The sequence below is a fragment of the Geodermatophilus sp. Leaf369 genome (assembly GCF_001424455.1).
GTDB lineage: Bacteria > Actinomycetota > Actinomycetes > Mycobacteriales > Geodermatophilaceae > Klenkia.
The window spans coordinates 441,995-467,974 of record NZ_LMQA01000001.1 but is presented as its reverse complement, the minus strand read 5'-3'; the positions used below and the strand labels follow the sequence as shown (position 1 = coordinate 467,974).

At 74.0% G+C, this 25,980-nt stretch carries 30 protein-coding genes and 1 tRNA gene; 12 read left to right on the top strand and 19 right to left on the bottom strand.

Translation table 11 applies throughout. The features are described 5' to 3' along the window. The first annotated feature begins 55 nt into the window (after window positions 1-55). Window positions 56-2,095, top strand: a complete 2,040-nt coding sequence (rhaD, locus tag ASG36_RS02285) for a bifunctional rhamnulose-1-phosphate aldolase/short-chain dehydrogenase (protein ID WP_055758919.1) — start codon at window positions 56-58, stop codon at window positions 2,093-2,095. 108 nt (window positions 2,096-2,203) lie between these two features. Here rhaD and rhaI read toward each other — a convergent pair whose 3' ends face one another. Both rhaI and ASG36_RS02275 read right to left on the bottom strand, forming a co-directional pair. Next, entirely contained in the window at window positions 2,204-3,403 is a 1,200-nt protein-coding gene (rhaI, locus tag ASG36_RS02280; RefSeq protein WP_055758917.1) for an L-rhamnose isomerase, read from the bottom strand. Next, window positions 3,400-3,744 carry an L-rhamnose mutarotase gene (locus ASG36_RS02275; RefSeq protein ID WP_235494490.1) on the bottom strand — a complete coding sequence of 115 codons (345 nt, stop codon included), beginning with the start codon at window positions 3,742-3,744 and terminating at the stop codon, window positions 3,400-3,402. Before ASG36_RS02275 ends, rhaI begins: the two co-directional genes overlap by 4 nt. A 108-nt stretch (window positions 3,745-3,852) precedes the next feature. On the opposite strand from ASG36_RS02275, the gene ASG36_RS02270 reads away from it, so the two are divergent. From ASG36_RS02270 to ASG36_RS02260, 3 genes are read left to right on the top strand one after another with little or no spacing between them, the layout of a single operon-like run. Further along, on the top strand, window positions 3,853-4,929 hold the full coding sequence (locus ASG36_RS02270) for a LacI family DNA-binding transcriptional regulator (RefSeq protein ID WP_255354615.1): 1,077 nt from the start codon (window positions 3,853-3,855) through the stop codon (window positions 4,927-4,929). Further along, on the top strand, window positions 4,929-6,167 hold the full coding sequence (locus ASG36_RS02265) for an alpha-hydroxy acid oxidase (RefSeq protein WP_055758910.1): 1,239 nt from the start codon (window positions 4,929-4,931) through the stop codon (window positions 6,165-6,167). Before ASG36_RS02270 ends, ASG36_RS02265 begins: the two co-directional genes overlap by 1 nt. A 2-nt stretch (window positions 6,168-6,169) precedes the next feature. Next, a complete protein-coding gene (locus ASG36_RS02260) occupies window positions 6,170-6,631 on the top strand; it encodes a cupin domain-containing protein (protein ID WP_082522720.1) in 462 nt (153 codons plus the stop codon). 16 nt (window positions 6,632-6,647) lie between these two features. On the opposite strand, the gene ASG36_RS02255 is transcribed toward ASG36_RS02260, so the two are convergent. Continuing rightward, window positions 6,648-7,175 (bottom strand): GNAT family N-acetyltransferase, encoded by a 528-nt coding sequence (locus ASG36_RS02255; RefSeq protein ID WP_055758904.1) that lies wholly within the window; start codon window positions 7,173-7,175, stop codon window positions 6,648-6,650. A 75-nt stretch (window positions 7,176-7,250) separates the two neighbouring features. On the opposite strand from ASG36_RS02255, the gene ASG36_RS02250 reads away from it, so the two are divergent. Beyond that, window positions 7,251-7,505: a hypothetical protein gene (locus ASG36_RS02250; protein ID WP_055758902.1), complete on the top strand. Its 255-nt coding sequence runs from the start codon at window positions 7,251-7,253 to the stop codon at window positions 7,503-7,505. Here ASG36_RS02250 and ASG36_RS02245 read toward each other — a convergent pair. After that, window positions 7,502-8,707 (bottom strand): acyl-CoA dehydrogenase family protein, encoded by a 1,206-nt coding sequence (locus tag ASG36_RS02245; RefSeq protein WP_055762220.1) that lies wholly within the window; start codon window positions 8,705-8,707, stop codon window positions 7,502-7,504. The genes ASG36_RS02250 and ASG36_RS02245 overlap by 4 nt on opposite strands. 28 nt (window positions 8,708-8,735) lie before the next feature. Between ASG36_RS02245 and ASG36_RS02240 the strand changes: the two genes are divergently transcribed. Further along, window positions 8,736-9,845, top strand: coding sequence for a glycerate kinase (locus ASG36_RS02240; RefSeq protein ID WP_157498512.1), 1,110 nt, complete (start codon window positions 8,736-8,738; stop codon window positions 9,843-9,845). On the opposite strand, the gene ASG36_RS02235 is transcribed toward ASG36_RS02240, so the two are convergent. The 3 genes from ASG36_RS02235 to ASG36_RS02225 are packed head-to-tail and all read right to left on the bottom strand — an operon-like array spanning window position 9,838 to window position 12,108. Beyond that, window positions 9,838-10,377 (bottom strand): GyrI-like domain-containing protein, encoded by a 540-nt coding sequence (locus ASG36_RS02235; RefSeq protein ID WP_082522719.1) that lies wholly within the window; start codon window positions 10,375-10,377, stop codon window positions 9,838-9,840. The genes ASG36_RS02240 and ASG36_RS02235 overlap by 8 nt on opposite strands. A gap of 53 nt (window positions 10,378-10,430) precedes the next feature. Next, window positions 10,431-10,931 (bottom strand): DUF664 domain-containing protein, encoded by a 501-nt coding sequence (locus tag ASG36_RS02230; RefSeq protein WP_055758897.1) that lies wholly within the window; start codon window positions 10,929-10,931, stop codon window positions 10,431-10,433. Between the two features lie 31 nt (window positions 10,932-10,962). Then, window positions 10,963-12,108, bottom strand: coding sequence for a serine/threonine-protein kinase (locus tag ASG36_RS02225; RefSeq protein ID WP_055758894.1), 1,146 nt, complete (start codon window positions 12,106-12,108; stop codon window positions 10,963-10,965). 287 nt (window positions 12,109-12,395) lie between these two features. Between ASG36_RS02225 and ASG36_RS02220 the strand changes: the two genes are divergently transcribed. Beyond that, complete coding sequence (locus ASG36_RS02220) at window positions 12,396-12,920, top strand: gamma carbonic anhydrase family protein (protein ID WP_055758891.1); 525 nt, start codon at window positions 12,396-12,398, stop codon at window positions 12,918-12,920. Window positions 12,921-12,922: 2 nt separating this feature from the next. On the opposite strand, the gene ASG36_RS02215 is transcribed toward ASG36_RS02220, so the two are convergent. The 3 genes from ASG36_RS02215 to ASG36_RS02205 all read right to left on the bottom strand — a co-directional run bounded on the left by ASG36_RS02215 (window position 12,923) and on the right by ASG36_RS02205 (window position 14,200). Beyond that, window positions 12,923-13,402, bottom strand: coding sequence for a DUF2505 domain-containing protein (locus ASG36_RS02215; protein ID WP_055758889.1), 480 nt, complete (start codon window positions 13,400-13,402; stop codon window positions 12,923-12,925). A 192-nt stretch (window positions 13,403-13,594) separates the two neighbouring features. Next, window positions 13,595-14,044 carry a hypothetical protein gene (locus ASG36_RS02210; RefSeq protein ID WP_055758886.1) on the bottom strand — a complete coding sequence of 150 codons (450 nt, stop codon included), beginning with the start codon at window positions 14,042-14,044 and terminating at the stop codon, window positions 13,595-13,597. Window positions 14,045-14,126: 82 nt separating this feature from the next. After that, window positions 14,127-14,200, bottom strand: a tRNA-Ile gene (locus ASG36_RS02205). Window positions 14,201-14,239: 39 nt separating this feature from the next. Between ASG36_RS02205 and ASG36_RS02200 the strand changes: the two genes are divergently transcribed. Continuing rightward, window positions 14,240-14,743, top strand: coding sequence for an OsmC family protein (locus ASG36_RS02200; protein WP_055758884.1), 504 nt, complete (start codon window positions 14,240-14,242; stop codon window positions 14,741-14,743). Window positions 14,744-14,808: 65 nt separating this feature from the next. Here the strand turns inward: ASG36_RS02200 and ASG36_RS02195 are convergent, their stop codons facing one another. After that, on the bottom strand, window positions 14,809-15,081 hold the full coding sequence (locus ASG36_RS02195) for a hypothetical protein (RefSeq protein WP_055758882.1): 273 nt from the start codon (window positions 15,079-15,081) through the stop codon (window positions 14,809-14,811). 308 nt (window positions 15,082-15,389) lie between these two features. On the opposite strand from ASG36_RS02195, the gene ASG36_RS02190 reads away from it, so the two are divergent. Continuing rightward, window positions 15,390-15,890, top strand: coding sequence for a DUF3145 domain-containing protein (locus tag ASG36_RS02190; RefSeq protein WP_055758880.1), 501 nt, complete (start codon window positions 15,390-15,392; stop codon window positions 15,888-15,890). 119 nt (window positions 15,891-16,009) lie between these two features. On the opposite strand, the gene ASG36_RS02185 is transcribed toward ASG36_RS02190, so the two are convergent. From ASG36_RS02185 to ASG36_RS02160, 6 genes are all read right to left on the bottom strand, one after another. Beyond that, window positions 16,010-17,422 carry an acyl-CoA carboxylase subunit beta gene (locus ASG36_RS02185; protein ID WP_055758877.1) on the bottom strand — a complete coding sequence of 471 codons (1,413 nt, stop codon included), beginning with the start codon at window positions 17,420-17,422 and terminating at the stop codon, window positions 16,010-16,012. 32 nt (window positions 17,423-17,454) lie between these two features. Further along, window positions 17,455-18,693, bottom strand: coding sequence for a beta-ketoacyl synthase (locus tag ASG36_RS02180; RefSeq protein ID WP_055758874.1), 1,239 nt, complete (start codon window positions 18,691-18,693; stop codon window positions 17,455-17,457). A gap of 62 nt (window positions 18,694-18,755) precedes the next feature. Next, a complete protein-coding gene (locus tag ASG36_RS02175; protein WP_055758871.1) occupies window positions 18,756-19,001 on the bottom strand; it encodes an acyl carrier protein in 246 nt (81 codons plus the stop codon). A gap of 83 nt (window positions 19,002-19,084) precedes the next feature. Continuing rightward, the gene (locus ASG36_RS02170) at window positions 19,085-20,059 is read right to left on the bottom strand and encodes a beta-ketoacyl-ACP synthase III (protein WP_055758868.1); all 975 of its coding nucleotides are present in this window, start codon (window positions 20,057-20,059) and stop codon (window positions 19,085-19,087) included. Then, window positions 20,056-21,261, bottom strand: coding sequence for an ACP S-malonyltransferase (locus ASG36_RS02165; protein WP_055762211.1), 1,206 nt, complete (start codon window positions 21,259-21,261; stop codon window positions 20,056-20,058). Before ASG36_RS02165 ends, ASG36_RS02170 begins: the two co-directional genes overlap by 4 nt. Before the next feature lie 145 nt (window positions 21,262-21,406). Continuing rightward, on the bottom strand, window positions 21,407-22,576 hold the full coding sequence (locus ASG36_RS02160) for a CdaR family transcriptional regulator (protein ID WP_055758865.1): 1,170 nt from the start codon (window positions 22,574-22,576) through the stop codon (window positions 21,407-21,409). A 111-nt stretch (window positions 22,577-22,687) separates the two neighbouring features. Between ASG36_RS02160 and ASG36_RS02155 the strand changes: the two genes are divergently transcribed. Next, window positions 22,688-23,305 carry a phosphatase PAP2 family protein gene (locus ASG36_RS02155; protein WP_235494486.1) on the top strand — a complete coding sequence of 206 codons (618 nt, stop codon included), beginning with the start codon at window positions 22,688-22,690 and terminating at the stop codon, window positions 23,303-23,305. After that, the gene (locus ASG36_RS02150) at window positions 23,293-23,850 is read left to right on the top strand and encodes a pirin family protein (protein WP_055758858.1); all 558 of its coding nucleotides are present in this window, start codon (window positions 23,293-23,295) and stop codon (window positions 23,848-23,850) included. The genes ASG36_RS02155 and ASG36_RS02150 overlap by 13 nt, the downstream gene beginning before the upstream one ends. Window position 23,851: 1 nt before the next feature. Here ASG36_RS02150 and ASG36_RS02145 read toward each other — a convergent pair whose 3' ends face one another. After that, a complete protein-coding gene (locus ASG36_RS02145) occupies window positions 23,852-24,334 on the bottom strand; it encodes an SRPBCC family protein (RefSeq protein WP_055758855.1) in 483 nt (160 codons plus the stop codon). Then, the gene (locus ASG36_RS02140; RefSeq protein ID WP_055758853.1) at window positions 24,331-24,645 is read right to left on the bottom strand and encodes a helix-turn-helix transcriptional regulator; all 315 of its coding nucleotides are present in this window, start codon (window positions 24,643-24,645) and stop codon (window positions 24,331-24,333) included. The genes ASG36_RS02145 and ASG36_RS02140 overlap by 4 nt, the downstream gene beginning before the upstream one ends. Before the next feature lie 80 nt (window positions 24,646-24,725). Here ASG36_RS02140 and ASG36_RS02135 point away from each other — a divergent pair, with 80 nt between their 5' ends. Further along, window positions 24,726-25,928, top strand: a complete 1,203-nt coding sequence (locus tag ASG36_RS02135; RefSeq protein ID WP_235494484.1) for a M20 family metallopeptidase — start codon at window positions 24,726-24,728, stop codon at window positions 25,926-25,928. Window positions 25,929-25,980 lie beyond the last annotated feature (52 nt).

Genomic DNA, 25,980 nt, shown 5'->3' with positions numbered 1-25,980 from the left:
CGCCCACCCCCAGACCCCCACAGGCGGCCCCGCCGCCAGGACGGAGCACGACACGATGACCTCCCTGCCCGAGGGCGTCCAGGAACTCCTGGCCCGGTCCCACCGCTACGGCAGCGACCCCACCGTCACCAACTACGGTGGCGGCAACACCTCGGTGAAGGTGACCGTGACCAGCCCGGCCACCGGCCAGGACGTCGAACTGGTCTACGTGAAGGGCTCCGGGGGCGACCTGGGCACCCTGCGCGCCGAGGGGCTGGCCGTGCTGCGCCGCGAGCCGTTCCTCGCCCTGGACGACGTGTACCGCGGGGTCGAGCACGAGGACGAGATGGTCGGGCTGTTCCCGCACGCCGCCTTCGGCGCCGGCGGTGCGACGCCGTCGATCGACACCCCGATGCACGGTCTGGTCGACTGCCCGCACGTCGACCACCTGCACCCCGACTCGGTCACCGCGCTGGCCTGCGCCGCCGACGGCCCGGCCCTGGTGGCCGAGCTGTGGGGCGGGAAGGTCGCCTGGGTCGACTGGAAGCGACCGGGTTGGGAGCTGGGCCGGCAGGTGTCCGCGCTGGCCCAGGACCCCGAGGTCATCGGGGCCGTGCTCGGCGGGCACGGCCTGACCAGCTGGGGCGCCACCTCCGCGGAGGCCCAGGAGCGCGCGCTGGGCATCATCGACCAGGCCGCGGAGTTCCTCGCCGCCCGCTCGGTGGCCGAGCCGTTCGGCCCCGTCGTCGCCGGCCGCGAGGCCCAGCCCACCGAGGTGCGGCGCACCCGGGCCGCCGAGCTGTTCCCGCTGCTGCGCCGGGTCGCCTCGGCCAGCAGCCGGCAGGTCGGCCACCTGACCGACTCCGACGTGGTGCTGGACTTCATGTCCCGGGAGAAGCTCGACCACCTGGTCTCGCTCGGCACCTCCTGCCCGGACCACTTCCTGCGCACCAAGATCCGCCCGATGGTGCTCGACACCGCCGTCGACGCCCCGCTGGCCGACGTCGAGGCCCGCCTCGTCGAGCTGCTCGCCGAGTACCAGGCCGAGTACAGCGCCTACTACGAGCGGCACGCGAAGCCGGAGTCCCCGGCGATGCGCGGCTCGGCCCCGGCGATCGTGCTGGTGCCCGGCATCGGGATGTTCTCCTTCGGCGCCGACCACCAGACGGCCCGGGTCGCGGGGGAGTACTACGTCAACGCGATCAACGTGATGCGCGGCGCCGAGGGCGTCAGCAGCTACGCCCCGATCAGCGAGGCGGAGAAGTTCGCCGTGGAGTACTGGCAGCTGGAGGAGGACAAGCTCGCCCGCCGGCCCAAGCCCAAGGCGCTCTCCGGCCGGATCGCGCTGGTCACCGGGGCGGCGTCGGGCATCGGCCTGGCCACCGCCCGGCTGCTCGCCGAGCACGGCGCCGACATCGTCGTCGCCGACCTGGACCTGGCCAAGAGCGAGGAGGTCGTGGCCGAGCTCGGGGGCCCCGACCGTGCCGTCGCCGTCAGGATGGACGTCTCGGACCCGGCGGCCGTCGCCGCCGGTGTGCAGCAGGCGGTGCTCGCCCTGGGCGGGATCGACATCGTGGTCAACAACGCCGGGTTCGTGAAGCCCGGCTCGCTGGCCGACACCGAGTTGAAGGACTGGGACGCCCAGTTCGCCGTCATGACCCGGGGCAGCTTCGTGGTCACCCAGGCCGCCGCGGTCGTCCTGCGCGGGCAGGGCCTGGGCGGCGACGTGATCAACATCTGCTCGAAGAACGCGGTGTTCGCCGGTCCGAACAACCTGGCCTACTCCTCGGCCAAGGCCGCCCAGGCGCACATGGTGCGGCTGCTGGCCACCGAGCTCGGCGAGGACGGCATCCGGGTCAACGGGATCAACCCCGACGGCGTCGTCCGCGGCTCGGGGATCTTCTCCGGCGGCTGGGGCGCCTCACGGGCGGCCACCTACGGCGTGCAGGAGGACGACCTGGGCAAGTACTACGCCTCGCGCACCGTGCTCAAGGAGGAGGTCCTCCCCGAGCACGTCGCCGGGGCGGTGCTCGCGCTGACCAACGGCACCCTCGCCGTCACCACCGGGCTGCTGGTCCCGGTCGACTCCGGGGTGGCGGCGGCCTTCCTGCGCTGACCCACGGAACGCAGACGGCCCCGTCTCCCATCGGGAGGCGGGGCCGTCCGGCCTCCTGCAGGGTCCCGCCGCGGCCGGAGGCCGTGGTGGGGGGCAGGAGGTCCTTCTTCATGCGCCCCAGCCGGCCTGCTCACCGCCGACGCGCTCGGCCGCGACCTGCTCGAAGTACCCGGAGCGGGCGTAGGCGGCCGAGGGGTCGGGGTCCAGCCCCAGGTCCTCGCGCAGGTCGCCCAGCAGCGGACGGACGTCGGTGTCGTAGGCGTCCTTGACGATCGAGTACGCCGCGAGCACGTCGCCCGAGCGCTGGGCCGCGGTGAGCGCCTCGGTGTCGACCAGCAGGGCCTTGGCGGTGGCCTCCTGGACGTTGGTGACCGAGCGGATCATCGCCGCGACCTTGGGCTCGATGTTGTGGCACTGGTCGAGGAAGAAGGAGATCGGCTGGCCCGTCGAGGACCCGGTGGCCGGCACCCCGGACACCGCGTCGGCCTGCACCAGCTCGTGCATGATCCGGAAGAGCTGGAACGGGTCGGCGGCGCCGGCCATGAGGTCGTCGTCGGCGTAGAACCGCGAGTTGAAGTCGAAGGCACCCAGCCGCCCGTGCCGCAGCAGCGTGGCGACGATGAACTCGATGTTGGTGCCGGGGGCGTGGTGCCCGGTGTCCAGCACGACCTGGGCCTGGGGCCCGAGGGCGACGCAGTGCGCGAACGAGGTGCCCCAGTCGGGCACGTCGGTGGTGTAGACGGCCGGCTCGAAGAACTTGTACTCCAGCAGCAGCCGCTGCTCCCCGGTCAGCCGGGCGTAGGTCTCGGCGAGGGCCTCGGCGAGCCGGTCCTGGCGCTCCCGGATGGAGTCCTGACCGGGGTAGTTGGTGCCGTCGGCGAACCACAGCTTGAGGTCGTCGGAGCCGGTGGCGTCCATGATGTCGATGCACTCGAGCAGGTGGTCGGTGGCCTTGCGGCGCACCGCCGGGTCGGGGTTGCAGACGCTGCCGAGGCGGTAGGCGTCGTCCTGGAAGACGTTGGCGTTGATCGCGCCGAGCTGCACGCCGCGCTCCTGGGCGTGCTCGGCCAGGGCGGCGTAGTCCTCGACCCGGTCCCACGGGATGTGCAGGGAGACCAGCGGGGCGACGCCCGTGAACCGGTGCACGGTGGCCGCGTCGTCGATCTTCTCCTCCGGCGTGCGGGGCACCCCGGCCTGGGCGAAGACCTTGAAGCGGGTGCCGGAGTTGCCGTAGCCCCACGAGGGGGTCTCGATGCGCTGCTCGCGCAGCACCTGCTTGGCGTGCTCGCGGCGGTCGGGGCTGGTCACGGGGTCTCCTCGGGGGTGGGGGTGGTGTCGAGCTGGGCGTCCAGGTCGAAGACGAGCTCCAGGGGCGCCTTGTCGCTGCCGTCGCCGGTGCCGGGCACGAAGAGCGGGCCCATCGCGGCCTCCCAGCGGGCGCTGACCTCCGTGGCGCCGACGGCGGCCTGGGCGGCGTCGAGGTCGTCCACGTCGGCGGTGCCGACGAGCAGACCGTCGGCCCGCAGGAAGAGCTGGTAGTCCCGCCACCCGGCGTCCCGCAGGGCCTGGAGCATCTCGGGCCAGACCGCGGCGTGCGCGGCCCGGTAGTCGGCCAGCCGCTCGAGGCGTACCTGGAGGGTGAAGCACACGCGGGGCAACTGATGTCCTCTGAATCGTTTCACAAGTGGTGTGCCGCACACTAGGATCGACACTGTCCGGGGTCAACCGGTCCCCGCCACGGCCTTCGAGGAGTCCCGCTGACCGCCAGCATCCGCGACGTCGCCCGCCGGGCCGGGGTCTCGCTGGGCACGGTCAGCAACGTGCTCAACCGGCCCGACCAGGTGAGCGCCGGCAGCCGCCAGCGGGTGCTGGCCGCGATCGCCGAGCTGGGCTTCGTGCGCAACGAGTCGGCCCGCCAGCTGCGAGCCGGGCGGAGCCGCACGATCGGGCTGGTCGTGCTGGACATCGCCAACCCCTTCTTCACCGACGTCGCCCGCGGCGTCGAGGACGTCGCCAACGAGGCCGGCCTGTCGGTCATCCTGTGCAACTCCGACGACCTGCCGGGCAAGGAGGCCGCCTACCTGGACCTGCTCGCCGAGCAGCGGGTGCAGGGCGTGCTCATCACCCCGACCGCCGAGCTGTCCCCGCACCTGGCCGCGCTGCGCCGGCGGGGCACCCCGGTGGTGCTGCTGGACCGCCGGGCATCCGGGCCCGGCCAGTGCACGGTCGCGGTGGACGACGTCCTGGGTGGCCGGCTGGCCGCCGACCACCTGCTGGAGCGCGGGCACCGGCGGATCGCCTTCGTCGGGGGTGCCTCCGGGCTGCCCCAGGTCGAGGAACGGCACGCCGGGGTGGTGGCCGCCGTGCGCGAGGCCCGGGGGAGCGAGGACGCGCTCACCGTGTTCTCCCCGTCCCGGCTGACCGTCGAGGCCGGCCGCGAGGCCGCCGCCACGATCAACGCGATGCCCGCCGACGTCCGGCCCACCGCGGCGGTCTGTGCCAACGACCTGCTGGCGCTGGGCATGCTGCAAGAGCTGCACCGGCACGGCGTGGCCGTGCCCGCTGAGTTCGCCCTGGTCGGCTACGACGACATCGACTTCGCCGCGGCGGCCGCCGTGCCGCTGACGTCGGTCCGCAAGCCCCGACGGGAGCTGGGCCGGCGCGCGGCCCAGCTGCTGCTGGACGAGGCCACCCGCGCGGACCACGTGCACGAACAGCTCGTCTTCGAGCCGGTGCTGGTGGTCCGGGAGTCCTCGACGGGCAGGGCGCCGCCCGTGCGCCCGCTCCCCGGAACCGAGCACGTCCCCCGTCCCGACCACCCCGAGGTCCCGTGATGACACGCACCCGCCGTCAGGCCCCCCGTCCCGTCGAGCTCCTGGAGCTCGTGAAGTTCAAGAAGCCCGAGCTCAACGGCAAGCGCCGCCGCCTGGACGCGGCGCTGACCATCGCCGACCTGCGCACGATCGCGAAGCGGCGCACCCCGCGGGCGGCGTTCGACTACACCGACGGCGCCGCCGAGGGCGAGCTGTCCCTGGCCCGGGCGCGGCAGGCCTTCGCCGACGTCGAGTTCCACCCCGACGTGCTGCGGCCCGCCGTCGACGTCGACACCTCGGTCCAGGTCCTGGGCGGGCCCAGCGCGCTGCCCTTCGGCATCGCCCCCACCGGGTTCACCCGGCTCATGCAGACCGAGGGCGAGAGCGCCGGGGCCGGCGCCGCGGCTGCCGCGGGGATCCCGTTCACGCTGTCCACGCTGGGCACCACGACGATCGAGGACGTCAAGGCGGCCAACCCGCACGGCCGCAACTGGTTCCAGCTCTACGTGATGCGCGACCGGTCGATCTCCTACGGGCTGGTCGAGCGGGCCGCGGCTGCCGGGTTCGACACCCTGCACTTCACCGTGGACACCCCGATCGCCGGGGCGCGGCTGCGGGACAAGCGCAACGGGTTCTCCATCCCGCCGCAGCTGACCGCCGGCACGGTGCTCAACGCCGCCGTCCGGCCCTGGTGGTGGTGGGACTTCCTGACCACGCCCAAGCTGGAGTTCGCCTCGCTGTCGAGCACCGGCGGCACGGTCGCGGAGATGTTGGACTGGGCGATGGACCCGACCATCAGCTACGAGGACCTCGACGTCGTCCGGGGCATGTGGCCGGGCAAGCTCGTCGTCAAGGGCGTGCAGTCGGTGGTCGACGCCGCGCGGCTGTTCGACGCCGGAGTCGACGGGATCGTGCTGTCCAACCACGGCGGGCGGCAGCTGGACCGGGCCCCGGTGCCGTTCCACCTGCTGCCGGCGGTGCGCAAGGAGGTCGGGGACGACGCCTGCGTCATGGTCGACACCGGGATCATGAACGGCGCCGACGTCGTGGCCGCCTGCGCGCTGGGCGCCTCCTTCTCCCTCATCGGCCGGGCCTACCTCTACGGCCTGATGGCCGGCGGCCGGGAGGGCGTGGACCGCGCCATCGAGATCCTCCGCACGGAGATCGTGCGCACGATGCGACTGCTGGGCGTCAGCTCGATCGCCGAGCTCGAGCCTCGGCACGTCACCCAGCTGCACCGCCTGCTGCCCCGCGACTGACCATGCCGGGGACAGCGGGGCAGCCGGTGGTGGTCCGCAGCGGTGTGGGCGAGCTGCTCGACGTCGGGGGCATCCGGCACCTGTTCGCCCTCACCGCCGAGCACACGGAGGGGCGTCTGGGTCTGGAGGAGTTCGTGCTCCCGCCCGGCACGCTCGGTGCGCGGCCGCACGTGCACGGTGCGCACGACGAGTACTTCGTCGTCCTGTCCGGGGAGCTGACGCTGAGCACCGCCGGGGACGACGTCGTCCTGGGCCCCGGGGACGTCGCGGCTGCCCTGCGGGGCACCGCGCACGGCTACCGCAACGACAGCGGCACGGAGCCGGTTCGGGCGTTGTGCCTGTACACCCCGGCCGGGTACGAGCAGTACTTCCGGGACGTGCACGCCGCCGTCGCGTCCGGCGCCGAGCCCACCGACGACCTGCTGGCGCTGCTCCGGTCGCGCTACGACACCACGACGAGCTGATCCCCTCGGCGACTCGTCAGCCCAGCTGCCTCTCGAACGCGTACAGCCGGTCGAGCACCGGCATCGCCCGCAGCTCCTCGACGTCGGTGGGTCGCAGGGAGTCGAACAGCGGCGTCCACCCGGCCCGGGTGTACAGCTCGCGCGCTTCGGGCTGCAGCGGGCCGGTGGTCAGGTACATCCGGGAGTAGCCGGCCGCCGCGGCGTGCTCCTCCAGCTCGGCCAGCACCCGGCGGGCCAGCCCGCGGCGGCGGTGGTCCCGGTGGGTCCACATCCGCTTGACCTCGGCGGTCCCGGCGTCCTCGTGCGGGCGGTAGGCGCCGCCGGCGACGGGCGCGTCGTCCTCGAGCAGCAGCAGGAACGCCCCGGTGGGCGGCAGGAACTCACTGGCCGGGTACAGCGACATCTCGTCGGCGGCGCTGCCGAAGAGGTCGCCGTACCGGGTGTCGTACTCCCGGAGCAGGTCGTCCAGGAGCGGGCGGGCCAGCGGGTCGTCGGGGTGCACGCGCACGGTGACGATCCGGTCGCGGTGGGGGTCGGCAGCCACGGGACACGACGGTAGGCCGTCCCCGGGGCCGACGATCCGGTGGCAGGCCGTTGTGATCGGGGGCACACTGGGGGCGTGGACAGCTACGCCGTCGGGTTCTCCCGACCAGACCGCTGGTCGCAGTCGCGACCGGTCCAGACCACCAGCACCTGGCACGCCGTCGAGGCGCACCGCCCGCCGGGCGAGCTCGACGGGGAGGTCGAGCTCGCCGCGTGCGGGGCGATCGTGCAGGTGTGGGGATCCCAGCGCTGGGAGCGGGTCGGCGCCTCGCGCACCGCGTGCGCCGAGTGCCAGTCGATCGCCGACCGGGAGCTCAGCCGCGCCGGCTAGTCCCGCTTCGGGCGGCGGCCGGTGATGGCCGACAGCCCGGTGACCTCGCGCCCGACGATGAGCGCCTGCACGTGGTCGGTGCCCTCGAAGGTGTAGATCGCCTCGATGTCGGCGTGGTGCCGGGCGATGTGGTGCTCGAGCAGGATGCCGTCGCCGCCGAACAGGTCGCGGGCATCGGCGATGATCGTGCGGGCCTTCTTGCAGCAGTTCATCTTCGCCAGCGAGGCCATCGCCGCGGTCATCCGGCCCTGGTCGGCCAGCGTCGACAACCGCCAGCACATCAGCTGCATGGTGGTGATCTCGGCCAGCATCCGGGCCAGCTTCTCCTGCACCAGCTGGTAGCCGGCGATCGGCTGACCGAACTGCTCGCGCTCCAGGGTGTGCGCCAGCGCCAGCTCGTAGGCCGACTGCGCGACGCCGAGGGCCCGCCAGGCGACGGTGTACCGGGTGCGGTCGAGCACCTGGGACACGTCCTTGAAGTTCCGGCAGTTCTCCAGCTTGTTCTCCGCGCCCACCCGGACGTTCTCCAGGGTGATCTCGGCCTGCCACACCGCGCGCAGCGCCGTCTTGCCGGTCATCACCGTGGCGGTGAAGCCCGGCGTGCCCTTCTCCACGACGTACCCGCCGACGTTCCCGTCCTCGTCGCGGGCCCAGATCAGCACGATGTCGGCGATCGAGCCGTTGCCGATCCACTTCTTCGCCCCGTTGAGCACGAAGCCGTCGCCGTCCCGGGTGGCCGTCGTCCCCAACGCGACGGCGTCGGAGCCGTGGTCGGGCTCGGTGAGGCCGAACGCGCCGATGGTCTCCATCCGGGCCATGCCCGGCAGCCAGCGCTCCTTCTGCTCCTCGCTGCCCAGCAGGTCGATCGACTGCATGGCCAGGAAGGAGTGCACGCCGTGGAAGGTGCCCATCGAGCCGTCGGCCCGGGCCCACTCAGCGGCGACCAGGCCGGCCGCCACGGCGCTCATGCCGGCCGAGCCGTGGCCCTGCACGGTCCCGCCGGCGATGCCGAGGTCGGCGAGCATCGGCACCAGGTGCGCGGGGAACTCCGCGCGCTCCCAGTAGTCGTTGATGATCGGGGTGACCTCGCGGGCGCAGAAGTCACGCACCCGGTTGCGGATCTCGAGGTCACCGGGGTCGATGAGGTCGTCGACGGCGTAGAAGTCGGTGGCGGGGGCGAGGGGGTCAGCGGCGGTGCTCACGTCGTCGGACGGTAGGCCGGAGTCGGGCATGCTGCCCGTCGTGCGCATCGTCATCGCCCCGGACAAGTTCAAGGGCACGCTGGACGCCGACGGCGTGGCCGACGCGGTCGCCGCCGGCATCGCCCGGGTGCGGCCCGACGCCGAGGTCCTGCTGCGCCCGATCGCCGACGGTGGCGACGGCACCGTGGCCGCGGCCCTGCGCGCCGGGTGGCGAGCGGTGACCGCGACCGTGTCCGGTCCGGACGGCGCTCCGGTGACTGCGGTGTTCGCCGTGGACGGCGACACCGCCCTGGTCGAGCTGGCCACCGCGGCCGGGCTGCACCTGGCGCCGCCGGCGCCGCTCACCGCGACCACCCGGGGTGTGGGCGAGCTGCTGGTGCGGGCCCTGGACGAGGGCTGCCGGCGGTTGGTCGTGGGCATCGGCGGCAGCGCCACCACCGACGCCGGCACCGGCATGCTCGCCGCGCTGGGGGTCCGGTTCACCGACGCCGACGGCGTCGACCTGCCCTCGGGCGGCGCGGCGCTGGCCCGGCTGGACCGGATCGACCCCACCGGGCTGGACCCCCGGCTGGCCGGCGTCGAGCTGCTGATCGCCACCGATGTGGACGCCCCGCTCACCGGCCCCCGCGGCGCCGCCCACGTGTTCGGCCCGCAGAAGGGCGCCGACCCCGGTCAGGTCGCCGAGCTCGACGCCGCCCTGGCCCGCTTCGCCCTCGTGGTGCTGCGCGACCTGGACCTCGACGTCGTCGACGTGCCCGGCGCCGGGGGAGCGGGCGGCACCGCGGCCGGGGCGCTGGCCGTGCTCGGCGCACGGATCACGTCCGGCGCGGACCTGGTGTGCGACCTGGTGGGACTGGACGAGGCGCTGGTCGGTGCCGACCTCTGCGTGACCGGCGAGGGTGCGCTGGACGCGCAGACGCTCACCGGCAAGGGCCCGGCCGTCGTCGCCCGTCGCGCCGCGGCCTCCGGGGTGCCGTGTCTCGGGCTGGCCGGCGTCGTCCGGCTGACGCCCGAGGAGCTGGCGGTCGCCGGGTTCACCGCCGCGCACGGACTGACCGAGGTGGAGCCCGACGTCGCCGTCTGCCTGGCCGAGCCGGCCAGGCTGCTCACCGAGCTGACTGTCCGGGCCCTCAGCTGATCGGTTGGCGCAGGATCGTCCGGCGCTTCTCGGGGGCGGTGCGGCGGGGGTCGGTCAGGTAGACCTCGTGGTGTTTCCCCGACGGTCGGAACCCGGCGCCGGGCAGGACCTCGTGGTGCAGCCGGTGCAGCACCGGGCCCTCGTCGTCGAACGGGCCGACGTGCAGGGTCTGCATGCACAGTCCCTCCGCCAGCGGTTCGAGCCGGACGTCGTCCAGCCGGGCCGGCGCCTTGGCGCGGGTGCGGTCGACCGCAGTCTCGACGTCGGCGGCGCCGAGCCAGTCGGGCACCAGGAGGAGCAGGGTCCACTCCCAGACGGCCTTGTCCCGGCGGCGGGTGAAGGTGTCCATGTCCTCGGCCCACCACAGCCCCTCCAGCGGCGGCACCACGTAGTCGCGGCCGGCGTCCTTGCTCGCGAACTTCAGTGCGTAGGCCACCGGGTAGAGCGCCTGGACCGCGGCGCTGAAGACCTCGGTGTCCGGGTCGCCGTGCCCGTCGATCGCCAGGTAGGTCCGGTCGGGCACCTGGAGCATGCGGAACTCGCCGCGGTGGGCCCGGTAGACGTCGTCGTCCTCCAGATCGGTCGTCAGGTCACCAGCCCCCGCACGTAGGCGGCCTGCCCGGCGTGCTGCAGGTCGTCGGTGACCACGCTGACCAGTCGGACCCCGAGGGTCACCGGCGGGTCCCACTGCTCGTCGACCACGCGGTCGAGGTCGCCGTCGGACAGCGTGCGCAGGTAGGTGGTCGTCGCAGCGTGCACCGCGCGGTGGTAGTCGAGGAGGGTGACGGCCTCGGCGCGGAGCCGGGCGACGTCCTCGACGTCCATGCCGTAGCCGGTCTCCCGGTCGTCGAAGGGGAGCGCGAACCGCTGTGCGAAGCCCTGCGCGGTGTAGACCTGCTCGGTGCCGGCGACCTCGGCGACGTGGTCGTCCTGGACCCGGGTGAGGTGCCAGACCAGCCAGCCGATCGTGTTGGCCCCCGGCGCCGGGGCCTGGGCGAGCTGGTCGACGGTCAGGCCGTCGACGGCCCGGGTGACCACGCCCTCGATGTTGTCGAAGGCGGCTGCGAGCAGTTCGTCGGTGCGCATGCGCGGTGGCCTACCCGGTGGTGGACGCCGGTCAACCGTTGAGCAGCTCGCCGCCCTCGACGAGCAGCCACCAGCCGCCTGCGACGAGGGCGATGGCGACCAGCACCAGGAGGATCGTGGGCACGACCACCCAGCGGCGCTTGAACCGGAACCGCGGCTTGGGCGGGGGCGGAGCCTGCTGTGTGGTCGGGGCCGTGAGCTGCTCGGACAGCGAGCGGAGCTTCTCCTTGGCCCGGTGGGCGCGGCGGCGCAGGTCCTGGGGGTCGAAGCGCTGCACCTCGCCGCCGGCGTCGGCCCGGGGGGCCGGTTGCGGGGGAGTGGGGGCCTGGACCGGGGGCGGCGGTGGGGCTGCGGCCTGCGTCGCCGACTGCAGGGCGACCCGGGCCTGCCCCGGGGTGGCGCGCTGCTGCGGGTCGCGGGCCAGCATCGCCGTCAGCACTGGCTGCAGGGCCCCGGACCGGACCATCGGCGCGGGGTGGTCGGCGACGACCGCGAGCAGGGTGGCCATCGGCTCGCCCCGGTCGAAGGGCGGTCGGCCCTCCACCGCGGTGTAGAGCGTGGCGCCGAGTGACCACAGGTCGTCCTGCGGCTGGGGGTCGTGCCCGGTGGCGCGCTCGGGGGACATGTAGGCGGGGGAGCCCAGCACCGTGCCGGTCGAGGTCAGCGTGCTGTCCCCGGTGGTGGTGGCGATGCCGAAGTCGGTGAGGTGCGCGCGCCCGGCATCGTCGACCAGCACGTTGGCGGGCTTCACGTCGCGGTGCACGATCCCGGCCTGGTGCGCGGCGGTGATCGCGTCGAGCAGGTCCAGCCCGATCCGGGCGACCAGGTCCACCCGCAGCGGCCCGTGCTCCTCGACCAGCTGGAGCAGGGTGCGGGAGCGCACGTGCTCCATGACCAGCCAGGGCTTGCCGTCCTCCTCGAAGACGTCGTGCACCGTGGTGACGGCGGGGTGGTCGAGGCGGGCGGCGGCACGGGCCTCGCGGAAGGTGCGCTCGCGCAGGACGGCGCGCTCCTCGGCGGTCACGTCGACGCCGAAGGTGACCTCCTTGACCGCGACCTCGCGGCCCAGCATCCGGTCCTCGGCGAGCCAGACGACGCCCATCCCGCCGCGGCCGATCTCCTCGCGCAGCAGGTAGCGACCGGCCACGACGCGCTCGCCGGTGCCGGAGGGGTCCACGGGGCAGAAGTTACGCGGTGCGGGCGGTGGCCACCCGCCGGACGGGACCGCCTCGGATGGCCGGCGGCGGTGACCGGCGGGTGCCGGTCACCGCCGGAGCGGTCACTCCTGCTCGGGCTCGCTCTGCTCCTCGAGGGAGGCTGCCTGCTCCTCGGTCTCCTGCTCCAGGGCGATGTCGCGGGGCTGCGGCTCGCCGGATTCCATCTCGTCAGGGTGCGGTGTCGACATGCCGCCCACCCTGCGCCCGGACCTCGTCGTCCGCACCCCGGGTGTGTGAGGCTCGCCGCATGCCGCTGTTCTCCTTCGAAGGCAAGCACCCCCAGGTGCACCCCGACGCGTGGATCGCCCCCACCGCGACGCTGGTGGGCGACGTGACGGTCGAGGCCGGTGCCTCGGTCTGGTACGGCGTGGTGGTCCGGGCCGACTTCGGCGCCATCGTCATCCGAGCCGGGGCCAACGTGCAGGACAACTCGGTGCTGCACGGCGGCGACGACCCGGTCACCGAGGTCGGCCCCGGGGCGACCATCGGCCACCTGTGCGTGGTGCACGGCTGCGTCATCGGCGCCGAGGCGCTCATCGGCAACGGGTCGACCGTGCAGGACGGCGCCCGGATCGGCCGGCGCGCCCTCATCGGCGCCGGCTCCCTCGTCCCGCCCGGGATGGTGGTGCCCGACGAGGTGCTCGCCCTGGGCTCACCGGCCAAGGTGCGCGGACCGCTCACCGCCGGCGCCGCGCAGTGGGTGGACGGGAACCCCGCGATCTACCAGGAGCTGGCCCGCCGGCACGCCGCCGGCGTCGAGCGGCTGGACTGAGCTCAGCCGCCCAGTCGGCGCTGGAGCGACTCGGCCTCCTTGCGGAGCACGACCACCGCGAGCTGGTCGACCGCGCCCTCGGCCTTGCGCCCGACGAACGGGGCGTCGACCTTCGAGGTGCCGGTGCTGTCGATCCGGCTGCCCGCTCCTGCGGCGGTGACCCGACGCTCGCCCTCGAGGCGGACGTCGCGGCCGAACAGCTTCGAGGTGACGACGACGGTGCCGGTCGCGCCGTCGCCGGTCGCCGTCCAGGTGCGGACGTCGAGGAGCTCGACCCGGTCGCCGACGAACTTCGCGAACGCCTCGGGGATGCCCTGCGTCGGGACGGTGTAGCGCGCGGTCGTCGTCGTGCCCTCGACGGACACCTCGCGCACCTCGGCGCCGAGCGCGGCCAGTGCCTCGCGGACGAAGGACTCGTCGGTGAGCGTGGCGATCAGCCGGGCGGGCGGGGCGGGGACGGTGACGTCGTGGGTGAAGGACACCCGCTCATGATCGTCGCGGTGCGTCGGGGCCGCTGGACAGCTGGACCCCTGCTTGTCCCATGCGGGGTATGCCGCAACGTGCTCAGGCGCTCCACCGTGGAGCGGACGTCGGGTGTGTAGCTACTCCTACGCGTGGCCGGAGCCGGCTGAGCAGGCTGCCGCCGCGGTGAGCAACGCACCGTGGATTCAGGACTAGATAGTGGCGATCTCCCGCCGCATCGCCGATCTCAGCGGCTCCAAAGAGGGGTGACGGAGTTCGTCCGTCCTCTGGCCGAACATCTCTGCGCTTGCCGCCTGCAGTGTCGGTAGATCGACCGCGTCTAGTTGCTTCCTGACGTCGTCGCCAGCCAGCAACCAAGCGCGAAACATGGCCGCACGGCAGTCCGCAAAGCTGGTGAAGGCCGCGTCCCGCTGCTCGCTGACGACGGAAGCTGTGGGCACACCAGTCGCACCCGCGAAGAGAGCTCGCATCCGTAACGTGTGGATGGCTGCGATCGCGGCCGCGAACACCTCTTCCTTCTTGTCCTGGCGCGCCCGGCGAGCGGTGCGGGTGTCGAGGGCGTGCGCCGACCGAAGGGTGGCGATGTTTGCTATGAGCACCCCAGCGAGCGCGATCACGGCACCGATGAGCGTGTCGGTCATTCGACCCCCGGGTGGTACCGCCGGTGCTACCGCTGAGCCCCGGATGGTGGATTGGCGATGGCGCCTCAGCAGGCCCATGCGGTGGGGCGGGTGGGGCTCGAACCCACGACCCAGGGATTATGAGTCCCATGCTCTGACCGGCTGAGCTACCGCCCCTCGTGTGCGGACAGCCTGCCATGCGGGTTGACTCGGGCCATGGACGCCGCCGCCCTGCGCGAGATGCAGGCCCCGATCAAGCAGACCTACAAGGACGACCCGTCGGCGGCGATCGCCGACCTTCACGCCGTCGGTGACTTCCGGGACGACGGCATCACCGCGACCATCGACACCTGGTCGGGCCCGCAGCGCGCCGGGTTCCACCCCACCACCGGTGGGGACGGTTCGGACGCGTGCTCCGGGGACATGCTGCTGCAGGCCCTCCTGGGCTGCGCGGGGGTGACCCTCCGCTCGGTGGCCACCGCGATGAGCATCGAGATCCGGGGCGCGAAGCTGACCGCCCACGGGAAGATGGACGCCCGCGGCACCCTGGGGGTCTCCCGGGAGGCGCCGGTGGGGATGACCGGCATCGAGGTGGTCGCCGAGGTCGACACCGACGCCGACGACGCCAAGCTGGCCAAGCTCGCCGAGCTGACCGAGCGCTACTGCGTGGTCGCCCAGACCCTCAAGGACACCCCGACGATGACGGTCCGCCGGGCCTGACCCCCGAGACCGAGAACGCCCCGCCGCGGAGCTCCGCGGCGGGGCGTTCTGCGTGCTGGGGGAGCTCAGTCCTCGGCAAGGGCTGTGCAGACCCCGCAGGCCGGCGTCCGGCGCGGGCTCGGCCACTCGACGGCGGCGTCGGCCCGGGCGACCTGTCGGCCGCACAAGGAGAAGACGACCCCCGCGGGACCCTCCTCGACGGCGTGCCAGGGACCGCTGGAGTCCACGATCCCGGTGTTCACGGCGCCGTTCCAGAGCACCTGGACGGCGGCCTGCCCGCAGACGAAGGTCTCCCGGGTGGCGGTGGCGTGCCGCCCTCGGCGCTGCGTCGATGTCACCCGGAGACAGTCGCACCGACACGCACCGTGACCCGTCGTCCGACACGCACGATGCGTAACGAGAAGGTCACGAGCGGCAACTGCCCAGGTGAGCTGGGTGTGCGCTGTGACGGTGAGTCCCACCAGTCACACAAGCAACATCTGGCACTTCTGGCCCAGCGATCCGAACCCGCGCTGGCGCATCGACGTGGTAGTCGGGCACACTGCTCGGAGCACGCTGAACCGCCCGAAGACGTACTGCTGCAACTCCATCCGAGTCAGGTCCGTTGGGGAAGACGAGACCCGTCTTGATCCGATGGAGGTGCGCTGTGCAACGACGGTCGACGCAGGGTGTGGTCTTCGTGCACGCGTGCCCGAAGGCCCTGTGCCAGCACGTCGAGTGGTCCCTCGAGAGGGTCATCGGCGCGCCGGTCAGTTTGACGTGGGCCGAACAGCCCGCGACGCACGGCTCCTACCGGGCCGAGGTGTCCTGGACCGGCAGTGCCGGTACCGGCTCGAAGCTCGTGGCTGCCCTCAAGCAGTGGCCGATGCTGCGCTTCGAGGTCACCGAGGAGCCCAGCCAGGGCTGCGACGGCGAGCGCATGTCCTACGTGCCCGGGCACGGCGTCTTCCGCACGCCGATGTCCGCCAACGGCGACCTCATGATCACCGAGCAGCAGCTCCGCCACCTGGCCGCCACCGCGACCAGCGTCGAGGCCTTCCGGCACGGCGTCGACGACCTCCTCGGCGCAGCCTGGGACGACGACCTCGAGTCGCACCGGCACGCCGGCGACGGCGCTCCCCCCACCTGGCTGCACCAGGTCGTCTGACGACCCGGCGCAGTCCGCCTGCACCGTCGGCCCCCTGACCCCGGACCGATCCCGCGCAGGCCAGCACGACACAGCGGCCCGACACCCTCACGGGTGCCGGGCCGCAGTGTCGTCCGGGGTCAGAGCGGGATGTTGCCGTGCGCCCCTCGACCGGCAGGGGCGGCCGCCAGCGCGGCGACCAGGCGGCGCTTGGTCTGCGCGGGCTCGACGACCTCGTCGACCACGCCGATCTCCTGGGCGCGGGCGACGCCACCGGCGATCCGCTCGTGCTCGGTGGCCAGCTGGGCGTGCAGCGCCTCCCGCTCGCCGGGCTGGGCGGCGGCGAGCTTCTTGCGGTGCAGGATGCCGACGGCTGCCTTCGCGCCCATGACGGCCACCTCGGCGCCGGGCCAGGCGTAGACCGCGGTGGCCCCCAGCGAGCGGGAGTTCATCGCGATGTACGCGCCGCCGTAGGACTTGCGGGTCACCAGCGTCACCCGGGGGACGACGGCCTCGGCGAAGGCGTGCAGCAGCTTGGCGCCGCGGCGCACCACGCCGTCCCACTCCTGGCCCACGCCGGGCAGGTAGCCGGGGACGTCGACCAGCACCACGAGCGGGACGCCGAACGCGTCGCACATGCGGACGAACCGGGCCGCCTTCTCCGCCGAGGGGGAGTCCAGGCACCCGCCCAGGCGCAGCGGGTTGTTGGCGATGACGCCCACGGTGCGACCGGCCATCCGGCCCAGCGCGGTGATGATGTTGGGCGCGTACCGGCTCTGCAGTTCCAGCGGCGGGCCGTCCAGGATCGAGGCGACCAACGGCTTGACGTCGTAGGCCCGCTGCCGCGCCTCGGGCAGCAGGGCGGAGAGGTCGACGTCCGGCTCGCCGTCGGCCGGGGCGAAGGTGCCCTGCGCGGCCAGCAGGTCGACCGCCCGGCGGGCGGTGTCCAGGGCGTCCTGCTCGGTGTCGGTGACGATGTGCACCACGCCCGAGCGGCGGCCATGGGTGTCCGGGCCGCCCAGGGACTCCATGTCGACCTGCTCGCCGGTCACCGAGCGGACGACGTCCGGACCGGTGACGAACACGCGGCCGGCCGGGCCCATGACCACCAGGTCGGTCAGCGCGGGGCCGTAGGCGGCACCGCCGGCGGCCGGGCCGAGCACGACGGAGATCTGCGGGATCCGGCCCGAGGCCCGGATCATCCCGGCGAAGACCTCACCGACGGCGTGCAGGGCGGTGACGCCCTCGGCCAGCCGGGCACCGCCGGAGTGCCAGATGCCGATGACCGGCACCCGCTCGCGCAGCGCTGCGTCGATGGCGTCGACGACGTGGCGGCAGCCGTCCACGCCCATGGCGCCGCCCATGATCGTGGCGTCGGTGCAGTAGGCGATCGCGGGGGAGCCCTGGACCAGCCCACGGGCCGCCATCACCCCGGAGGTGTCCCGGGCCGCGAGCGGCTGCATGGTGCCGGTGTCGAAGAACCGGGCGAGCCGGTCCTCGGGGTCACGCGGGTCGGGGGCGAGGGCGGTCGGGGCGGGGTGGACGGTGGTCATGCAGGCCTCCAGGAGACGGGGCGCAGGGGGGGTCAGGCCGTGAACACGAGCGCGATGTTGTGGCCGCCGAACCCGAAGGAGTCGTTGACGGCGGCGGAGAAGGTCGCCTTGCGCGGCTCCCCGCGGACGATGTCCAGGGCCTGGACGGCGGCGGCGTCGTCCAGCTGCTCGATGTTCGCGGTGCCCGGGACGACCTGGTCGCGCAGCGCGAGCAGGCAGAACACCGACTCCAGGGCGCCGGCGGCACCGAGCAGGTGGCCGGTCTGGCTCTTGGTGGCCGTCACCGCGGCGTGGTCGCCGATGGCGCCGAGGATCGCGGCGGCCTCGGCGACGTCGCCGACCGGGGTGGAGGTGGCGTGGGCGTTGACGTGGCCGATGTCGGAGGCCGAGAGCCCGGCGTCGCGGAGCGCGGCGCCGATGGCGCGCTGGGCGCCCTCGCCCTCGGGGTGCGGGGCGACCAGGTCGTAGCCGTCGGAGGTGGCCCCGGCGCCGGCGACGGTGCCGTAGACCTTGGCGCCCCGGGCCTTGGCGGCGTCCGCACGCTCGAGCACCAGGCAGGCGGCACCCTCGGCGAGCACGAACCCGTCGCGGCCGGCGTCGAAGGGACGCGAGGCGTGCTCGGGGTCGTCGTTGCGGGTGCTCATGGCGCGCATGGAGGCGAAGCCGGCCATCGGCAGCGGGTGCACGCAGGCCTCGGCGCCGCCCACGAGGACGACGTCGGCGCGGTCCAGGCGGAGCATGTCCAGGCCCCAGCGGATCGCCTCGGCGCCGGAGGCGCAGGCGCTGACCGGGGCGTGCACGCCACCGCGGGCGCCGATCGCCAGGCCGACGGCCGCGGCCGGGCCGTTGGGCATGAGCATGGGGATGGTGAAGGGGGAGACCCGCTTGGGGCCCTTCTCCTCCAGGATGTCGTCCTGGTCGAGCAGGGTCATGGCGCCCCCGATGCCGGTGCCGATGACGACGGCGATGCGCAGCGCGTCGTAGCCGGCGTCCCCGGCACCGGAGTCGGTCCAGGCCTCCTCGGCTGCGACGACGGCGACCTGCTGGCTGCGGTCCAGGCGGCGGGAGCGGACCCGGTCGATCTTCTCCGAGGGCTCCTGCGCCAGACGGGCGACGAGCTTGGCCGGGAAGGGGTCGACCCAGGAGTCGGTGATGCGGGTGACCCCGGACCGCCCGGTCAGCAGTGCGTCCCAGGTGGAGGCGACGTCGGCCCCGAGGGGCGTGGTGGCACCGAGTCCGGTGACGACGACGTCTGTGGTGTTGACGGGCATGGTGCTTCCTCCTGGGACGTGCTGGCCGGGGCGGCCGGGATCAGGGACGAGCCGGAGCTCTCTTAGCCGTTGTTCTTCTCGATGAAGGAGATGGCGTCGCCGACGGTCTTGATGCCGCCGAGCTCGTCGTCGGGGATGGCGACACCGAACTTGTCCTCGACGGCGGTGGCGATCTCCACCATCGAGAGCGAGTCGACGTCGAGGTCCTCGGTGAAGGACTTCTCCGGGGTGGCGTCGGCGGGGGCGACCCCAGCGACCTCCTCCAGGATCTCGGCCAGGCCGGTCTGGATCTCCGCGGTGCTGCTCAAGGCGTTGTCCTCTCTCGAGTGTGGGCCGGCAGCAGGGTGCTGACCGACGGTCCGGGGCAGGTGCCCCGGGGGTCTGGGGTGGGTCAGGGCATCCGGAGGACCTGACCGGCGAAGGTCAGGCCGGCGCCGTAGCCGAGGACCAGGCAGAGGTCGCCGGTCTTCGCCTCGCCGGACTCCTGCAGGGCGGCCAGCGCCAGCGGCACGGACGCCGAGGACGTGTTGCCGGCCTGCACGATGTCGCGGGCGATGACGGTGGACTCCGGGAGGCCCAACCGCTTGGCCATCAGCTCGATGATCCGCAGGTTGGCCTGGTGCGGGGCGAAGACGTCGATGTCGGCGGCGGTGACGCCGGCACGGTCCATCGCCTCCTGCAGGACGTCGGTGAGCTTGGTGGTGGCCCAGCGGTAGACCGCCTGGCCGGCCATGGTGATGTGCTCGGTGCCCTGCGGGATGGCGATGGCGTCGCGCTGGTCGCCGTCGCTGCCCCACACGACCGGGCCCACGCCGGGGGTGTCGCTGGCGCCGAGGACCATCGCCCCGGCCCCGTCGGCGAAGATCACCGCGGTGCTGCGGTCGGTCTGGTCGGTGACGTCGGAGAGCCGTTCGGCCCCGACCACCAGCGCGTTGCGGGCCGACCCGGCGCGGATGGCGTCGGCGGCGGCGGACAGCGCGTAGCAGAACCCGGCGCAGCCGGCGTTGACGTCGAAGGCGCCCGGTCGGCCCAGGCCCAGCCGGTTCGCGACCTCGGGGCCGGCGCCGGGGATCTGGGTGGCGAGACTGGCGCTGGCCACGATCACCAGGTCCACCTCGGCGGCGGTGAGCCCGCTGGCGTCCAGCGCCTGCTGCCCGGCGGCCACCGACATCTCGACGAGGGACTCGCCGTCGCCGGCCCAGCGCCGCTCGGCGATGCCGACCCGGGTCTGGATCCACTCGTCGTTGGTGTCCATCACCTGGGACAGCTCGTCGTTGGTCACCACGCGGCGGGGCCGGTAGGCCCCGATGCCGAGGACCTGAGCGCCGGGCGCACCGGTGGGGAGCTGGATGGTCGCGTCGCTCATGCCGACACCTCCGGGTAGAGCCGGGCCAACGGGTCTCCGGCGTCGACGAGGTCGCCCTCGGCGACCAGCCACTCGGCGAGCACGCCGTCGTAGCCGGCCGCGACGTCGACGGTCTCCCGTCGTCCGGTCACGGTGGCGAGCTTGGTGCCGGCCGGGAGGCGGGTGCCCTCGGCGACGTCGGCGGGGGAGATCGAGCCGCGGGCGGGGGAGACGACGACCCGCCAGTCGGGCAGGTGCTCGGCCTCGGCCCGGCCGCGCTCGGCGGCGATCAGCTCGCGGGCCCGGTCCAGGTCGGCCGGGCCGGTGATGGCCAGGACCTCGACGTCGTGCCGGCCCTTCCAGTCGCGCTTGGCCAGCCCGGCCAGCGCGCCGGCGGGGGGCAGCTCGATGACGGCGGTGACGCCCAGCTCGCGCAGGGTGTCCAGGCAGGCGTCGAAGCGCACCGGGTTCGTCACCTGGCTGACCAGCCGGTTCAACACGCCGGCGCCGGTCTCGACTGCCGAACCGTCCTTGTTGGACACCAGCAGCCGGGAGGGCTGGGCCGGACGGAGTCCACCGATCAGGCCCTCGAGCGTCGTCCGGGCGCTGGCCATGTACTCGGTGTGGAAGGCGCCGGCGACCGACAGGGGCATGACCCGGGCCTTGGCGGGCGGGTCGGCCTTCAGCGCGGCGAGGCCGTCGAGGGAGCCGGCGGCCACGACCTGGCCGGCGCCGTTGACGTTGGCCGGGGTGAGCCCGTGCGCCTCGATCGCGGCGAGCACCTCGGCGGGGTCGCCGCCCAGCACCGCGGACATCCCGGTGGGGGTCTGCGCGCACGCGGCGGCCATCGCCCGGCCGCGGACGGCGGTCAGTGCGATCGCGGCCTCGATGCTGAGGACGCCGGCGAGCACCGCGGCGGTCAGCTCGCCGACGCTGTGCCCGGCGATGACGACGTCGCGGCCGGTCTGCGGGGTGTGCGCGACCGGACCGGGCAGGCCCCCGAGCTCGCGGGCCACGAACAGCGACATCGCGACGACCAGCGGCTGGGTGACCGCAGTGTCCTTGATCGCCTCGGCGTCGCCGGTGGTGCCGAGCTCGAGGAGGTCGGCGTCGGCGATGGCACCGGCCCAGCGGAAGAAGGACTCGGCGCCGGGCAGCTCCAACCAGTCGGTGAGCATCCCGGGCTTCTGGGCCCCCTGACCGGGGGCGAGGACGGCGAGCACGTGCTCCACCGTGCCAGTCGGGGGCGTTTCCCGGGCGCGTGGGGACCACGAAGATCATGGGCTGTCTCTTGGAGGATCCCCACAAAGGGCCCCCCGTCAACCGGGGTGGTGCCGGTGTGTCTGGTGGGGGAGCCCACAGGAGGGGTCAGGACCAGAGCGACCGGCTGCCCTCCAGCTCGGCCAGGGCCAACGCGATCTGCAGGGTCCAGCCGCCCCGCGGGTCGGTGGCCGACCACCCGGTCAGCTCGGTGGCCCGCTTGAGCCGGTACCGCACGGTGTTGGGGTGCACGAACAACGTGCGCGCGGTGGCCTCCAGGTTGCCCCCGCTGGCCAGCACCGCCCGCACGGTGTCCAGCACCTCGCCGCCGGCGGCCTGCAGCGGCAGCGCGACCCGCTCGGCCAGCGCCACCCGGGCCAGCGGGTCGCCGTCCAGCGCGCGCTCGGCGAGCAGGTCGTCGGCGGCCACGGGGCGCGGCGCGCCGGGCCAGGCGGCGGCCGCCCGCAGCCCGGCCAGGGCGACGGTGGCCGACTCCCCGGCAGCCGAGAGCGAGTCCACCACCGGGCCGCTGACCACCGGGCCGGGGCCGAACTCGCGGGCGACCCGTGCTGCCACCGGCGCCAGGTCGGGGAGGCCGCCGAGGACGACGACGAGCTGCTCGGCGTGCACCCCGACGAGCACCTCGGCGCGCAGCGAGCGGGCGGCCCGGCGGACGGTGGTGTGCAGGTCGTCGACGTCCGGGGCGGTGCGACCGACCAGGACGACGACCGGTGACGTCGTCCCCCAGCCCAGGGCTGCCGTCCGGCCGGGCAGCTCCTCGGAGCGTTCGCCGCGCACCAGCGCGTCGACGACGAGGGCCTCCAGTCGGGCGTCCCACGCGCCGCGGCTCTCGGCGTAGGTGGCGTAGACGTGGGCGGTGGCGAAGGCGACCTCGCGGCTGAACTGCAGCACCGCCAGCCGCAGCGCGTCGGCCTCACCGGGGAGGGCGACCTGCTCGATCCGGTCCTCCATCACCTCGACGGTGACCTTGATGAGGTCGACGGTCTGCTTGAGCGGGACGGCGCGGACCAGCTCGCGCGGGGCGGCGCCGAACACCTCACCGGTCAGCCGCGGGGGCCGCTCGGGGTTGCGGCACCACTCGACCAGGGAGGCCACCCCGGCCTGGGCCACCAGGGTCACCCAGGAGCGCTGGTCGGCGGGCATCGCGCGGAACCAGGAGAGGGTGTCGTCCATCCGGGCCACCGCGGCCGTGGCGACCTGACCGGAGGCCCGCTCCAGCCGGCGCAGCGTCGCCTCGGACGGTCGGGGCGCGCTCACCGGGTCAGCGTGTCACGCACCGGGGGCGTGGGGGAGGCTTGGCCGGTGATCACGGGGCCCGGACGGGTGAGGACCCGCGCTGCCGGTGCAGCCGTGCTTGGCTGCGTCGCGGTGGTCCTCCTGCTCGGCCTCGGCGTGCACCTCGGCTTCGCACCGCAGTTGCGGTTCGACGCCGTGGTCAGCCGGGCGCTGTACGCCGGGGACGACCGGTCGTCGACCGTGTCGGTGCTGCTGGAGGTGCTGACCACCCCCGGCTACTCCTGGTTCCGGGCGATCGTGTTCGTCCCGGTGCTGGTCTGGCTGGGCGTCCGGCGACGCTGGGCCACCCTGGTCTGGGTCGCGGTGGCGACGGTGCTGGTCAGCCCGCTCAACGAGGGGCTCAAGCAGCTGGTCGCCCGGACGCGCCCGGACTACGCCGAGGGCGGGTCGCAGCTGGCGTCGCTCTCCTTCCCCTCCGGGCACGCCGCCGGCATCGCCTGCCTGGTGACGACGGCGCTGGTGCTCGCCTGGCCCCGGCTGCGCGCCCGCCGGAGGTGGGTGCTCCTCGGCGTCCTGGTCGTGGTCCTCGTCGGGCTCAGCCGGGTGTGGCTGGGTGTGCACTTCCCGACCGACGTGCTCGCCGGCTGGGCCGTCGGGGTCGGCTGGACCGTGCTGGTCGCCCTGCTGCTGGGCGGGCTCCCCGGAGGCCGCGCCGCCCTGCCGGCCCGGGAGGCGTCGTGGACGGCCTGACCTCGGCGGTGCTGCTCGCCCCGCTCGACGGATCGACCGGGCCGCTGCTGCGGATCGCCGACGACCGGCTCGACGCCGGGGCCGGCTACGGCGCGCACCACCACGCCGACGTCGACGTGGTGGCGGTGCTCGTCTCCGGGTCGCTGGCGCACGGCTGGGGCGGCCGCGGGGTGACGCTGCGCCCCGGTGACGTCGCCGTGCTGCGGGCCGGCACCGGGCTGACCCACGACGAGATCGCCGGCGCGGACGGTGCCCACGTGCTCCAGACGTACCTGCGCTCGGACGTGACCGGCGTCGGCCCCCGACACGGCGTGGTGCGCTGGACGGCGGAACAGCCGCGCGGGTGGGTCGACCTGGACCGGCCCGACGCCCGGCTGTGGACCGCCCGGCTGCGGGTGGGGGAGTCGGTGACGCCGCCGGACGGGCTGCGCGTCGTCGTCGCCCGGGACGGCGGCGCGGTCAGCGGCGGGGAGGGTCCGGTCGCCGGCCCGGCGACGGTCTGCGTGTGGCAGCTGGACGCGAGCCGGCCCTCCTGGGCCTCCTGAGTCAGCCGGCGAGGACGCGGTACCGGGGCAGCTGGTCGGCGAACGCGGCGTCCCAGTCGTGGGTCGCGCCCGTGAGGCGGGCGGCCAGCGCGTCGAGGTGGGCGTGCCACCCGGCTCCGTACCCGGGGGCCTGGCCGGACTGCAGCAGCTGGTGCACCAGGGTGAGCTCGGTGCCGCCGTCGACGGCGCGCAGGTCGTAGCGCACGACGGAGCGGTCGTCGCCGGGGTGGTGCCACTCGTGCTCGAGGGTGTGCGGCGGGTCCCAGGTCAGCACGGAGCCGGTGGTCCGGTCCTCACCGCCGAACTCGATCCGCACCGCCCCGCCCACCCGCGGCTCGATCGTCGCCGGCGCCAGCCAGACGCCGAGGTCGGCCGAGGACGTCAGTGCCGTCCAGACCCGTCCCGGCGGGGCCGGGAGGACGCGGACGAAGGTGACGGTGCGGCGGTCGTCGCTGACCGCGGAGTACGTGCCGGTGCTGGTCATGATCGGTCCCTCTCGTCGGTGAGGTGCTGGGCCAGTCGGTCCAGGGCGCCGTCCCAGTGCCGGCGGTAGCGGTCGACCCAGGCGTCGACCTCGGCCAGCGGGGCCGGGTCGAGCCGGTAGACCCGGTGCTGACCGGCCACCCGCACCCGCACCAGACCGGCCTCCCGCAGCACCCGCAGGTGCCGGGAGACGGCCGGTTGGGTGAGCCCGGGGGCTGCGGCGGCGAGCTCGCCCGCCGTCCGGTCGCCCCCGGCGAGCAGGTCGAGCACGGCCCGGCGGGTGGGCTCGGCGAGCACGGTGAAGACGTCCACTCCTACACTGTATGACTGCTGCGTCATATGACGCAAGGGCGATGCGTCGAGGGTGGTGAGCGGTGCTACAGACTGTCCCGGTGACTGACGCCGCTCCGCTCCTGGCCGCCGCCCGAGCCGACGCCGACCGCACCGTCGACCTGCGCCGACGGCTGCACCGTCGTCCCGAGGTGGGTCTGCACCTGCCCGAGACCCAGGCCGCGGTGCTCGAGGCGTTCGCCGAGCTGCCGCTGGAGGTGCGCACCGGCACGACCACCACGTCGGTCGTGGCCGTGCTGCGCGGTTCGACGCCGGGCCCCACGTACCTGTTGCGCGGCGACATGGACGCCCTGCCGCTGCAGGAGGACACCGGGCTGGACTTCGCCTCCGAGGTCGACGGCGTCATGCACGCCTGCGGCCACGACACGCACGTCGCGATGCTGGTCGGGGCCGCCCGGCTGCTGTGCGAGCGGCGTGACGAGCTGGCCGGGCAGGTCGTCTTCATGCTGCAGCCGGGGGAGGAGGGCCACCACGGCGCCCGCTTCATGCTCGAGGAGGGGCTGCTCGACGTCGTCCCCGAGGCGCCGGTGAGCGGGGCGTTCGCGCTGCACATCAGCACTGCCTTCGAGACCGACACGGTCAACGTGCGCCCCGGTCCGCTGATGGCCGCCGCCGACCACTTCCGGATCACCCTGCGCGGCGCCGGCGGGCACGCCTCGACCCCCTGGGTGACCGCCGACCCGGTCCCGGCCGCCGCGGAGATCGTGCTGGCGCTGCAGTCGATGGTCACCCGCCGGGTCGACGTCTTCGACCCCGCCGTCGTCACCGTCGGGCACATCAGCGCCGGGACGACGAACAACGTCATCCCGGCCACCTCCTTCCTCGAGGGCACCATCCGCACGCTGTCGGCTTCTCGACGCGCGGACGTCGTCGCCCGGGTGGAGCGGGTCGCCCGCGGGGTGGCCGAGGCCCACGAGCTGGTCGCTGACTTCGAGCGGGTCGAGGGCTACCCCGTGACGGTGAACGACGCCGAGGCCGCCGCCCAGGTCTCCTCGGTGGCCACCGAGCTGCTCGGAGCTGCGGCCAGCGTGCCGATGCCCGACCCGCTGATGGGTGCCGAGGACTGGTCCTACGTCCTGGAGCGCGTCCCCGGCGCGATGGCCTTCCTCGGCGCCTGCCCGCCCGACCTCGTCGTCGGCGAGTCCCCCGGCAACCACTCCAACCTCGTGGTCTTCGACGAGGCGGCGCTGCCGGCGGGGGTCGCAATGTACGCGCAGATGGCGCTGCAGGCCCTCCGCCCCTGACGCCCGGTCCCAGCGTGGATCAGGTGACCTGATCCACGTCTCGCCGCCCTCG